This window comes from Paraburkholderia ultramafica, assembly GCF_902859915.1.
GTDB classification, from domain to species: domain Bacteria; phylum Pseudomonadota; class Gammaproteobacteria; order Burkholderiales; family Burkholderiaceae; genus Paraburkholderia; species Paraburkholderia ultramafica.
In genome coordinates, this window is the sequence record NZ_CADIKK010000036.1 from 54,377 (window position 1) to 66,665 (window position 12,289).

At 64.9% G+C, this 12,289-nt stretch carries 8 protein-coding genes; 4 read left to right on the forward strand and 4 right to left on the reverse strand.

Annotation, left to right across the window (positions count from 1 at the left end):
• The first annotated feature begins 392 nt into the window (after positions 1 to 392).
• Both HV744_RS29485 and HV744_RS29490 read left to right on the forward strand, forming a co-directional pair.
• Positions 393 to 1,502, forward strand: a complete 1,110-nt coding sequence (locus HV744_RS29485; RefSeq protein ID WP_175152883.1) for an OpgC domain-containing protein — start codon at positions 393 to 395, stop codon at positions 1,500 to 1,502.
• 132 nt (positions 1,503 to 1,634) lie between these two features.
• Positions 1,635 to 2,507: an alpha/beta hydrolase gene (locus tag HV744_RS29490; RefSeq protein ID WP_175152884.1), complete on the forward strand. Its 873-nt coding sequence runs from the start codon at positions 1,635 to 1,637 to the stop codon at positions 2,505 to 2,507.
• 134 nt (positions 2,508 to 2,641) lie between these two features.
• Here HV744_RS29490 and HV744_RS29495 read toward each other — a convergent pair whose 3' ends face one another.
• The gene (locus tag HV744_RS29495; protein ID WP_175152885.1) at positions 2,642 to 3,724 is read right to left on the reverse strand and encodes an AI-2E family transporter; all 1,083 of its coding nucleotides are present in this window, start codon (positions 3,722 to 3,724) and stop codon (positions 2,642 to 2,644) included.
• Between the two features lie 341 nt (positions 3,725 to 4,065).
• On the opposite strand from HV744_RS29495, the gene HV744_RS29500 reads away from it, so the two are divergent.
• Positions 4,066 to 4,350 carry a DUF3331 domain-containing protein gene (locus tag HV744_RS29500; protein ID WP_175152894.1) on the forward strand — a complete coding sequence of 95 codons (285 nt, stop codon included), beginning with the start codon at positions 4,066 to 4,068 and terminating at the stop codon, positions 4,348 to 4,350.
• Positions 4,351 to 4,626: 276 nt separating this feature from the next.
• Positions 4,627 to 7,188 (forward strand): adenosylcobalamin-dependent ribonucleoside-diphosphate reductase, encoded by a 2,562-nt coding sequence (locus HV744_RS29505; protein WP_175152886.1) that lies wholly within the window; start codon positions 4,627 to 4,629, stop codon positions 7,186 to 7,188.
• A gap of 63 nt (positions 7,189 to 7,251) precedes the next feature.
• On the opposite strand, the gene HV744_RS29510 is transcribed toward HV744_RS29505, so the two are convergent.
• The 3 genes from HV744_RS29510 to HV744_RS29520 are packed head-to-tail and all read right to left on the reverse strand — an operon-like array spanning position 7,252 to position 11,977.
• On the reverse strand, positions 7,252 to 8,202 hold the full coding sequence (locus HV744_RS29510; protein WP_175152887.1) for a dimethyl sulfoxide reductase anchor subunit family protein: 951 nt from the start codon (positions 8,200 to 8,202) through the stop codon (positions 7,252 to 7,254).
• Positions 8,203 to 8,223: 21 nt separating this feature from the next.
• Entirely contained in the window at positions 8,224 to 8,988 is a 765-nt protein-coding gene (locus HV744_RS29515) for a 4Fe-4S dicluster domain-containing protein (protein WP_175152888.1), read from the reverse strand.
• A 55-nt stretch (positions 8,989 to 9,043) separates the two neighbouring features.
• The gene (locus HV744_RS29520; RefSeq protein ID WP_175152889.1) at positions 9,044 to 11,977 is read right to left on the reverse strand and encodes a molybdopterin-dependent oxidoreductase; all 2,934 of its coding nucleotides are present in this window, start codon (positions 11,975 to 11,977) and stop codon (positions 9,044 to 9,046) included.
• Positions 11,978 to 12,289: the final 312 nt, after the last annotated feature.

Genomic DNA, 12,289 nt, shown 5'->3' on the forward strand with positions numbered 1-12,289 from the left:
TCTCTTCAAATGTTGCGAAATCTCCACTGAGTGCGACTACCTCTTCTGTCGCGACGCTCGTTCAGGTAAAGGGCGCCGCGCCACCGGGCTTGAACCCGGCAACGCTTTGCCACGCTGGCGCGCTGCGTTGCGCGGCTGGCGGCGGCTTTGTCACGGAAAGAAATATAATCGACGGTTTTTGCGGCGGCGCAGCGGAACTCCGTGCCCTGGCAAGAGTCATTTTTACTGCCCCCTGACACCGCGCCTCGCGAGGCCGGTCGAACGCGGCGACGTGGGTCGCGACGTGAATCGTGCACCCGCCGCAGCACCCCAATCCAATTTCAAAAGCCTTGTGAGACGCCTGCCGCGCTGGATCAGCGCGCCGTCGCACGGGGCTGCTTTTAGCGCAAACAATGCAACAATCCCCCACCCGTCTAGTCGAACTCGACTTTTTTCGCGGACTGGTTCTGCTGGTCATCGTCGTCGATCACATCGGCGGCAGCATCCTGTCGCGCGTCACGCTGCACGCCTACGCGTTGTGCGATGCCGCCGAAGTGTTCGTGTTCCTCGGCGGCTTCGCCACCGCGACGGCCTACGCCGCGCTTGCCGAACGGCGCAACGAGACGATCGCGCGCAGCCGCTTCCTGCGACGCTCGCTGGAGATCTATCGCGCGTTCCTCGTGACCGCCGGGCTGATGCTGCTGGTCAGCGCGGTGCTGAGCGCGTTCAGGATCGACGGGCCGAATCTCGCGACCACCGATCTCGACGATCTGATGGCCACGCCCGGCGCGGCGCTGCGCGACATCCTGCTGTTGCGCCGCCAGCCCTATCTGGCCTCCGTGCTGCCGATGTACGCGTTCTTCGCGCTGCTGGTGCCGATGATCCTGCCGCTAGCGCGCAGCAAACCGTGGCTGCTGCTGGCCGGCAGCGTCGCACTGTGGGCCGGCGCGCCGGCCATCGACGCGTACCTGCCCGCCGCGCCGGACATGCACTGGGACTTCAACCCGTTCGCGTGGCAACTACTGTTCGTGCTAGGCGTGCTCGCGCGTTGCCAGCCGGTCTATCAACGCGTCAGCGCGCACCGTGTCGGCTGGATCGTCAGCCTGCTGGCGTTCGGCGTGGTGGCAGCCGCGGCTTACTACAAGCTCTTTATCATCCACGAACCGCTCGACAGCAGCCTCAAGCAGAATCTGTCCTATTTGCGGGCGGTCAACTTCCTCTCCATTGCGTGGCTCGTCGCGAATCTGATTCAGCTCGGCTGGGCGAAAAAACTGGCTCAATGGCTGCCGTGGGTCGGCGTGATCGGGCGCAAAGGGCTGCTGTGCTTTATCGCCGGCGCGGTGATCTCGCTGGTGGTCGACTCGGTGCTGTATGCGGCGACCGACGGCTATCTGAACTATCCGCTCGGTCTGCTCGCGGATGCGATCGCAGTCGGGGCGCTGTTCAGCGTCGCGCTGGGCGTGGGGCCGCTCAAGCGCTGGGTCGGACGCTTCGTCGGTGCGCGGCTCGGGACGTCGCCCTGAGCGGTAAGAAGCGAGCGTGGGCAGCACGCGCTGGCGGCCCAAATCTTTCTCAACCCACTTGTCTCAAATCCGCTGCCAATGCTGATAGCATGGCGGCCGCGCGCAGGCTTCGCGTCAGCTTCGTACTCAGACATGCGTCGATTCCTATATTCCGCACTTGTCGTGCTATCCGTCGCCGCCGACATGCCAGCATTCGCCAGCACCGTCGTCAGCCGCAGCTTCCATTCCGAAGCGCTCGGCCGCGACTGGAGCTACACGATCTATCTGCCGACCGGCTATCGTCAGGACGCCGCCCGCATTCCGGTGCTCTATCTGCTGCACGGCAACAACGGCGACGCCAACGACTGGCTCACCCAGGGCCACCTGCAAAGCGCCGCCGATGCGCTAATCGAGCACAACGACATCCCGCCGGTCGCGATCGTGATGCCGCAAGGCGGCACCGACTGGTACGTCGATCGCAAGGAGAAGATGGAAACCGCGTTCTTCGACGATCTGCTGCCCGAGATCGAAACGCACTACGCGGTGTCGACGCAGCGTGGCGGCAGGATGATCGGCGGCGTATCGATGGGCGGCTTCGGCGCGTTGCGCTACGCGATGACGCAACCGGAACGGTTCTGCGGCGCGTTGCTGCTGAGCCCCGCGATCTATGCGAACGAGCCGCCGCGCGCGTCGGCCGCGCGCCACGTCGGCGTGTTCGGCGACCGGCAGTTCGATCCGCGCGTCTGGCACGAGCTCAACTATCCGGCGCAGTGGGACCGCTACATGAGCCGGCCGTATCGCCTGCCGATGTTCATCGCCGCCGGCGACGACGACCTCACGATCCAGGCCGATGCGTCGTTGCTGTACACGCATCTTCGGCTGGCGGGCAATCCGGCGGCGCTGCGCATCATCGACGGCGGCCACACCTGGGATGTCTGGAGCGCGCTGCTGCCCGCTGCGTTGAAGTACACGCTTGGCTGCGTGAAGCCGCCGGCGGTGGAGCATCCGTCGAATCAGCGGCCGTGAGCGGGGCTGCAGTGGGCGTGAAAATGCGCGTGAAGTGCGCGTGCGGTGCGCGCGACGTCTGCGCGAGGCGCGCATGAAATGCGTGTGATGTACGCCCGAGGCGCGCGTCAAATGCGTGCGAAACCCCCGCGCCCCTAACGCACGAGATCGGTCCACAACACCATCAGGACCGTCATCAGCGCGGGGCCGATGAAGATGCCGAGCAACCCGAACGTCTCCGCCCCGCCGAGAATGCCGAACAGCACGAGCAGGAACGGCAGGCGCGTCGAGTTGCCGATCAGCACCGGCCGCACGAAGTGCTCGGCGATGAACACCACGATCGAGCCGAACACGATCAGCCCGACAGCCGCGGCAAACGAGCCTTGCACGAGCAGCCACAACGCCGCGAGGCCGAACGTGATCGGCGCGCAAAACGGCAGCATCGCGGCAATCGCGGTGATGAACCCGAGCAGCGCGACATGCGGCAAGCCGGTGACGAAATAGGCGACGCCCAGCAGCGCGCCCTCGCCGAGTCCGACCACGACCAGCCCCGACACCGTGCCGCGCACCGCCGCGGCCATCCGTTGCAGAAGCTCGGCGCCGTCCTCGCCGAAGCCGCGCCGCACACCCTTGATCATCGAGCCGGACAGGCGCGGCCCCGCCTGGAAAATCACGAACAGCGTGATCAGCATGAACGCGAACACCATCACCGCATGCAGTGCGCGCGCACCGAATTGGCGGCCGAGCGTCATCACCGTGGTGCTGTGCAGTCCCTTCATTGCGGGCGAATCGCGCAGCGGCTGAGCGAGGTTAGCCTGCCACCACGCCGAAATCTGTTGCACGCCGAACGGCAAACGCGCGATGAAGTCCGGCATCGTGATCCCGGTTTCCCGCGCGCTCTTGAACCACTCGTTCAGGTCATGCGCCTCGCGCAGCGCCTGGGCAATGCCGATGCCGACCGGCAGCACCACCAGCAACGCAATCGCGAGCGTCAGCGCCGCGGCGATCAGCGTCTTGCGGCCGGTGAACCAGCGGTTGCCCTCGACCATGCGCAACAGCGGCCACAGCGCGATCGCGACCACGCCGGCCCACGCGACCACCGCGATGAAATCGCGCACGACCCACAAGGCCAGCAGCACCAGTCCGATGTACAGCGCGAATGAGGCCGCCTTCTGCTTTTTCAGGCGATCCGGCATGGTCGGCCGTTCGGGAGGCATGTCGGGTGGGCGTGAAATCATGTGAGCTCTGCTCTTTTGGGATATGCGCGCGAGCCGGCCGGAAAAATGCAAACCCGCTACACTTGCCGCGCACGGTCGCTGATTGAAAACCACATCTTAAAGGAAGCGCCGGCGCCCCTTGCGGGCGGCGCTCTCGTCGCGCTGCGGGCAACACTGCGTTGCAAAAATCCACGCTATTAAAAATTCACATAATAACGGCCCGCAAAGCCCGCCATTTCAAGCGATCGTAAATGTCAAGCGGGATTGTTGCTATTTGGAGAACACTGTTTCAACCGCGGCACAATGGCTATCCGGCGCGCACGGGACTACATTCGGCTGTCCACAATACGGAGCCGATGATGATGACCTTAGAGTCCATCCCCCTTGACGGTACCAATGGCGTACGCATCGAAATTCTCGAGCGCTCCGACACGACGCTGGTGATCCGCTGGGTTGAACCGGGACGCTGTCATTACGGCGAGCAGCGCTGGCGGCGCAGGTCGGCGCATACGTCCGGCACCTGCGCGGTGTCGCGCCGCAAGATCCGCCGCGGCGACGCGGTGTTCAAGCCGGCAGAACGCCCGGCGCCGGCGAATGCTTCGGCGATGATCTGCGCCGAACTGCTCTCCGCGCTTGCCGAAGCCTGACGCTTCAATCCGCTGTGATTCTGGTGTGAGTGACTCTCCTGCCGTGACTTTTTGCCGGCGTCGCGCATCTAGCGCCGACGCGGCCGGCAAACAACCCGCATCGCACGGACGCGCCGCGCCGCGGGCCGAACACCCTCCAATTGCGGCTCTTCGCCACGTGCGTTAAGGTGGACCTCATTGCGTGAAGTCAGCCGTCGGCTCCCTGCGCGACGGTATAGTGACCCGCATTTCCACCCACCGCGCCGCGCCCGTGGCGGCGCCGTTTGAGGGCATGACATGGCAGAAGACACGCCGGAAACCCGCGCGGCATTAGCGCCCCCCACTCCACTCGTCGCACCGCAACAATTCTCCGTCGACGTCCTGCTCGAAAAATACGCGAAAGGCGACGAGCAATCGGTCGACGACGTCTTCAAACGCGTCGCCCGCGGGGTCGCCGAGGCCGAGCCGCCGGCGCTGCGCGAAGCGGTCGAGGCGCTGTTCGTCGACAACCTGCGGCACGGCGCGCTCGGCGCCGGCCGCATCATGAGCGCGGCGGGCACCGGCATCGCCGCCACGCTGATCAACTGCTTCGTGCAACCGGTCGGCGACGCGATCCAGGGCGTCGACGAGCAAGGCCTGCCCGGCATCTACGTCGCGTTGCTGCAGGCGGCCGAAACCATGCGCCGCGGCGGCGGCGTCGGCTACAACTTCTCCGCGATCCGGCCCAAAGGCGCGCGCGTTCACACCACCAGTTCGTCGGCGTCGGGACCGTGCAGCTATATGGACGTGTTCGACGCGTCGTGCCGCACGGTCGAAAGCGCCGGCTCGCGGCGCGGCGCGCAGATGGCCGTGCTCGATTGCAACCACCCCGACCTGCTCGAATTCATCGAAGCCAAGCATTCGAAGGGACGCTGGAACAACTTCAACGTGTCGGTCGGTGTCACCGATGAATTCATGCGCGCGGTCGAAGCAGACCAGCCGTGGCAGCTGGTGCATCGCGCCGAGCCGTCGCCGGCGCTGCGCTCGGCCGGCGACGTGCGGCAACGCGAAGACGGTTTGTGGGTGTACAGCGAACGCCCGGCCCGCGAGATCTGGGAGCGCATCATGCGCTCCACTTACGATGTCGCGGAACCCGGCATCGTGTTCATCTCGCGGATGAACGAGGACAACAATCTGCGCGCCGTCGAAACCATTCGCGCGACCAATCCGTGCGGCGAGCAACCGCTGCCGGCGTACGGCTGCTGCAATCTCGGCCCGCTGAACCTGACGCGCTTCGTGATCGATCCGTTCGCGCAGATGCAGGGCCGCCGGCCTTCGTTCGACTGGGACGGCCTCGCCAAACGCACCCGCACGCAGGTGCGCTTTCTCGACAACGTGCTCGACGTCACACTGTGGCCGCTGCCGCAGCAATACGACGAGTCGCGCGCCAAGCGGCGCATCGGCGTGGGCTTCACCGGCCTCGGCGACACGCTCGTGATGCTCGGCCTGCGCTATGACTCGCAGGAAGGCCGCTTCTTCGCCGTGCGCATTGCGCAATTGATGCGCGACGAGGCGTATCGCGCGTCGGTGGAACTGGCGAAAGAACGCGGCGCGTTTCCGCTATTCGACGCTGAGCGCTATCTGGAAGCCGGCACCTTCGCGTCGCGGCTGCCCGACGACATCAAGGAGGCGATCCGCCGCGACGGCATCCGCAACAGCCATCTGCTGTCGATCGCGCCGACCGGCACGGTGAGCCTTGCGTTCGCGGACAACGCGTCGAACGGCATCGAGCCGGCCTTCTCGTGGACCTACACACGCATGAAGGTGATGGCCGACGGCGGGCGCGAATCGTTCGACGTCGAAGACTACGCGTACCGGCTTTATCGCGAGCTTGGCGGCGACGTCGGCAAGCTGCCTGACTATTTCGTCAGCGCGCTGCAGATGTCGGCGCGCGACCATCTCGACATGATGGCGGCCGTGCAGCCTTACGTGGACACGTCGATTTCGAAGACGGTGAACGTGCCCGCCGACTATCCGTTCGAAGCGTTCGAGAGCCTCTATTTCGACGCGTGGAAAAGCGGCCTCAAAGGCCTTGCCACGTACCGCCCGAACGAGACGCTCGGTGCGGTACTGAGCGTGAGCCAGCCGCAAGCGGACGACACGCTCGCCGACAGCGATCTCGATCCGCTGCGTATCGCCATCGATCATCGGCCCAAGGGTGAATTGCCGGCGATCATCGAGAAAGTCGAATATCTGACGCAGGCGGGCAAGAAGTCGCTTTATGTGGCGGTGTCGTTTATCGAGGTGACGGGTCGTCTGGGCGGTGACGACGTGACGATCGAGCGGCCCATCGAATTCTTCATTCCCACCGGCCAGCGCGACGAATCGCAGCAATGGATCACCGCGACGATGCGCTCGCTGTCGCTTGCCGCACGCGGCGGTTTTGTCGCGCGCAACTTGCAGGATATGCGCAAGGTCTCGTGGGATCGCGGGCAAGTCCGGCTCGGCGAGGTGCAACGTCTCGACGGGCATCGCACGCCGCGCTGGCACGACTCGGAAGTGGCCGCGCTCGCATTTGCGATCCAGCAGATTCTGCATCGGCGCGGCTTTCTCGACGCCGAAGGCAATCAGGTGGCCTCGCGCATGCTGGCGCGTTTGCCGCGCGGGCAGATGAAAGCGGAGACGGCGTTGTCGGCGGACTTCGGCATCCGTCCGCCGCCGGTCGATGCCGACGACACTGCGTTGCTGCAACCCGGCGGTGCGCAGGGACTGCATACGATGCTCGGGCGCAAGTGCGGGTCTTGCGGTGCGAACGCGGTGATTCGCAAGGACGGGTGTGATTTCTGTACGGCGTGCGGTGAAGTGGGCGCGTGCGGGTAGAGAGCGTCTGCCGATCGAGCCGGTCGTGCGCGGCACCACCGCGCGGCCATGCGCGGCCGCGCTTCAGCCGACTCTCGCGTAATAGAGGTTCTGCGGATGCTTCGCTTCGGCGAAGAAGAACCAGCGTTCCGCCACGAGGCCCGCGTATTGCACGAGACAGGCCGTGGCCAGCAAGCCGAGCGAGACGCCGATCGAATGCAGGCTCGCACCCAGCACCATCAACGCGACCGGTGCGACGAACGCGGCCGCGAGGAAACCCCATTTGATGCCGCGCAGCGTGCCCGCCGATTTGCCGTGAAAGAACTCGCGCAGATTGAACGCGCCGGCGGTGAAGCCGCGCGACACCTGCACGAGCTTCGGATTGCGGATGCCGGTTGCGCTTTGCACCGTCGACTTCGGCCGCAAGCGCGCATTGCGCACGAGCGATGCCGAGCGGCTCACGCAGCCGGCGAGCGTCAGCACACACGCGCAGATGGCGAGCCCGACGGTCAGCGCCGGCGCGAACCACGAGCTCAGCGCGGTGGCCAGCGTGAAGCCCGACGCGCAGCCGAGCAGCACGAAGTTGACCAGCGTGAGCGGCGTGGCCCATTCCTGCAGGAAGCGCAGACACGCGTAGATCATCGCGGTGCAGACGAACAGCGTGGCGCTCGCCAGCACGCCGAGCCAGCCCAACGCGAGCGACCACGGCGAACCGAACCAGTGCGCGACGCCGTACAAGAATGCACAGGCGAGAAACACGGGCAGGCACAGACATTCGCGTGACAGCCACGAGGTTCGCCACATCGCGATCGCGCGCCATGCGCGCTCGGGATGACCCAGATGGAAGAACGATGCGATCAGTCCGAGTCCGCCCAACAGCACCGAGACAGCCGCGCCGGCAAGATAGAACACAGTCGCGGGAGGCGCGAGCAAACCCAATTGCGCGGCGCTTTCCACGCCAACGAGCGCGATCAGCAGGCCCTGGGCCGCACCGCTCAAAGTAGTGAGGAACACTACGGAGAATGCCGGATTCATCGTGAGATCCTGTCGATTCGTCTAGATGCGCGTCGCCATCGACGCAAGATGCAGTTCACCGCGCTCGAGTTGTGCGTCGAGCGAACCCCGCGCGAATGCCGGGTCGATCGTCGAACCAGCCGAACCGCCCGATTGACACGAACACGCGTCGCTGCCGCAGCCCGAAGCCACGGTCGGCACGCGCGGCAAATAATGATTCGCCGGCCGGGTGTTCCACTCGGGCATCAACTGATAACCGCCGCGCTCCTCGATCGCTCTCGACACCACCGAGTTCGGATCGTGAATATCGCCGAACAACCGCGCCGAGGTCGGGCACGCGAGCACGCAGGCCGGCTGGCGATCGCGCTCGGAGAGGTTTTCATCGTGGATGCGATCGACGCACAACGTGCACTTGGTCATCTCCTTGCGCCCTTCGTCGAGTTCGCGCGCGCCGTACGGACACGCCCAAGCGCAGTACTTGCAACCGATGCAGCGGTCGAAATCGACCAGCACGAGCCCGTCCTCCTTGCGCTTGTAGCTCGCGCCGGTTGGACAGACCGGCACGCACGGCGGATCCTCGCAGTGCAGACACGACTTCGGAAAATGGATCGTCTCGGCATTGGGAAAACTGCCGGCTTCGAAACTCTGCACGCGGTTGAAGAAAGTGCCGGACGGGTCCGCGTCGTACGGGTTCAGGTCGGCGAGACTGCCCGATTCACCCGACGTGTTCCATTCCTTGCAACTGGTCACGCAAGCGTGGCACCCCACGCACACGTTCAGGTCGATTACCAACGCCATCTGGGTCATCAAAAGCTCCTTGCCGCTGCTAACCTAACATCGCTCTTATCACGCGATTGCCTCGCTACTTGCGCCGGTTCGCGCCGCGCAACCGCGCCGCGAACTCGCCTCGGCCCGCGAAGTAGGTCTGCACGATCCGCGAGATCACACCGTTCGAACCCGGCAGCGCCGGCATCGCATCGAATTGCGGCAGCGTGTGCCGCGCGTCCGCTTCGGCCGGATAGATGCGCACGCGCACGTCGTACCACGCGGCCTGGCCGGTCACCGGATCGGAGTTCGACAGACGCGCGGACGCTTGGTCGTGCGCTTGGTCGGATCCAGGCAGCTCGTCGGTGATCAGGTGATTGAGCAGGAAGCCGCGCTGCGATTCATTCGCGCCCGCGCCGAGATTCCACGCGCCCGCCGCCTTGCCGATCGCGTTCCACGTCCATACCGTGCCCGGCTCGACGGTCTCGCTAAAGCGCGCCATGCAGCGCACGCGGCCCCATTGCGATTCCGCGTAGATCCAGCTGCCGTCGGCGATACCGTTCTCGGCCGCCATCAGCGGATTCATGTATAGATAGTTCTCCCCATGAATCTGCCGCAACCACGCGTTCTGCGAGTCCCACGAGTGGTACATCGCCATCGGCCGCTGCGTCACTGCGGCAAGCGGGAACCGCGCGAGATCGGTGGCGGCGCCTTCGAGCGGCGCGTACCAGAACGGCAACGGATCGAAATACTTTTCGACGCGCGCACGCAAGTGGTCCGGCGGCTGCCTGCCGCTCGTGCGGCCCTGCGCGGCGAGTCTGAACTTCTGCATCACGTCGGAGTAAAGCTGGATCAGAATCGGCTCGTGGAATTTACGGAAGCCGTTCTTGACCGCCCAGTCGAGATACGGGCCGTTGCAGTTGCGCATGTACTGCAACGTCTCGGGCAAGCGGTAATGGAACACGCAATTGTTCTTCGCGTACTGCTCCCATTGCTTTGGATTCGGCTCGCCCACCAACGCCTTGTCGCCGTCCTTGCCGCGCCAGCCGATCAGAAAGCCCACGCCGGAGTCCGGCGACGTCGTGTGATTGACGATGAAGTCGGGATAGTCGCGAAAGCGCCGCGCGCCCTCGGCGGTGGTGAACGCGGGAAACTTCAGCCGCGACGCGAGCTCGATCAGCACTTCCTGGAACGGCTTGCACTCGCCCGTGGGCGGCACGACCGGCACGCGCACCGAGTCCACCGGGCCGTCGAACTCGGAGATCGGCCGGTCGAGCATCGACATCGCGTCGTGCCGCTCCAGGTAGGTCGTGTCCGGCAAGATCAGATCAGCGAACGCGGTCATCTCCGACTGGAACGCGTCGCACACCACCAGAAACGGAATCTTGTACTCGCCGTTCGCCTGCTTGTCGGCCAGCATCTCGCGCACTTTCATCGTGTTCATCGACGAATTCCATGCCATGTTGGCCATGAAAATCATCAGCGTGTCGATCGGATACGGATCGCCGCGCCACGCGTTGGTGATCACGCTATGCATCACGCCATGCACGGCGAGCGGATATTCCCACGAGAACGCCTTGTCGATCCGCACCGGCCCGCCGTGTTCGTCGATGAACAGATCCTCGGGCGCGGCGGGCCAGCCGAGCGGTCCGGTGGCAAGCGGCGTATTCGGCTTGACGGCGTCGGGGCTGTTCGGCGGTTTGGCCGACGGCGGCACCGCGCGCGGAAACGGCGACTTGTGGCGAAAGCCGCCGGGCCGGTCGATCGTGCCGAGCAGCGACATCAGCACCGCGAGCGCGCGGATCGACTGGAAGCCGTTGGAGTGCGCGGCGAGCCCGCGCATCGCGTGAAAGGCCACCGGGTTGCCGGTCACCGTTTCGTGCGTCTCGCCCCATGCGTCGGTCCAGCGAATCGGCAACGTGATGCGGTGCTCGCGGCTCGTCTGGATCATTTCGCCGGCGAGACGGCGAATCGTCTCCGCCGCGATGCCGGTGATGGCCGCGGCCCACTCGGGCGTGCAAGCGGCGACGCGTTCGCGCAGCAACGCGAACGACGGCGTGACCGGCGTGCCGTCGTCGAGCGTATAGCGCCCGTCGAGTGCGGGCGTCACGCCAGCCGCATGATGCGGCACGGCGCGCGCGGTCTCGGCGTCCCACCACAGATGGTTCTGCGGAAACAGCGGATTGCCCACCGGCCGCTCGGGATCGCGCACGAACAGGCCGAAGTTTTCGCTGGCTTCGTCGAGATCGACGAGCTCCGCCGCGTTCGTATAGCGGCGCACGAACTCGTGATCCCATGCGTCGGCGGCGATCAGTTCGTGCAGGAACGCCATGAACAACGCGCCGTCGGTGCCGGGTTTGATCGGCACCCACTCGTCGGCAATCGCCGCGTAGCCGGTGCGGATCGGATTGATTGCGATGAACCGGCCGCCCGCGCGCTTGAACTTCGAGATCGCGATCTTCAGCGGATTCGAATGATGGTCTTCCGCTGTGCCGATCATGAAGAAGAGTTTGGCGCTGTCCAGATCCGGTCCGCCGAATTCCCAGAACGAGCCGCCTATCGTGTAGATCATGCCGGCCGCCATATTGGCCGAACAGAAGCCGCCGTGCGCGGCATAGTTAGGCGTACCGAACTGCTTGGCGAACAGGCCGGTCAGCGCCTGCATCTGGTCGCGGCCAGTGAACAGCGCGAATTTTTTCGGATCGGTGGCGCGGATCACGGCCAGGCGTTTTTCGAGCACGTTGAACGCGACCTCCCACGACACCGGCTCGAACTGCGCGCTGCCGCGTTCCGCACCGGCCTTGCGCATCAACGGCTGCGTGAGGCGCGCCGGCGAGTATTGCTTCATGATGCCCGAGGCGCCCTTCGCGCAAATCACCCCCTGATTCAGCGGATGCTCTGGATTGCCGTCGATGTAGCGCACCTCGCCTTCACGCAGATGCACGCGAATGCCGCAACGGCATGCGCACATGTAGCAGGTGGTGGTTTTGATGTCGAGCCTTTCGTTCTGCGTGCGGGCTTGGTGTTCCATGCGGAATCTCCGTCGCTGCTCCGGGGGTGTCGAAGCGGGGGATGATGCGGTACCGATCATCCTATTCGCCCTGGCGCCAGAAAGGAAATCGCGATTCGCGAGAGAAACTATCTGCTGCGCCGATAGTTTCTGTTTCGCTTTCAGTTGGGTGCTTTTTCAAGCGCTGGTTTTGTTAGCCGCGCGCCTTCAATCGCGTCCTTGGGCTCTGATGTGATGGACGACTCCCGCTACGCAGCGAGAGGTTTATGCCAGAGTGGAGCGGTCGTGACGTCCACGGCAAAGGAGCGTTCATCATGAAGATAGCGACTGTTG

Bases quoted from the DNA above. Each gene is read 5' to 3' on its own strand.
- HV744_RS29485 (WP_175152883.1), top strand. From the start codon at position 393: ATGCAACAATCCCCCACCCGTCTAGTCGAACTCGACTTTTTTCGCGGA.
- HV744_RS29500 (WP_175152894.1), top strand. From the start codon at position 4,066: ATGACCTTAGAGTCCATCCCCCTTGACGGTACCAATGGCGTACGCATC.
- HV744_RS29505 (WP_175152886.1), top strand. From the start codon at position 4,627: ATGGCAGAAGACACGCCGGAAACCCGCGCGGCATTAGCGCCCCCCACT.
- HV744_RS29490 (WP_175152884.1), top strand. From the start codon at position 1,635: ATGCGTCGATTCCTATATTCCGCACTTGTCGTGCTATCCGTCGCCGCC.
- HV744_RS29510 (WP_175152887.1), bottom strand. From the start codon at position 8,202: ATGAATCCGGCATTCTCCGTAGTGTTCCTCACTACTTTGAGCGGTGCG.
- HV744_RS29495 (WP_175152885.1), bottom strand. From the start codon at position 3,724: ATGATTTCACGCCCACCCGACATGCCTCCCGAACGGCCGACCATGCCG.
- HV744_RS29520 (WP_175152889.1), bottom strand. From the start codon at position 11,977: ATGGAACACCAAGCCCGCACGCAGAACGAAAGGCTCGACATCAAAACC.
- HV744_RS29515 (WP_175152888.1), bottom strand. From the start codon at position 8,988: ATGACCCAGATGGCGTTGGTAATCGACCTGAACGTGTGCGTGGGGTGC.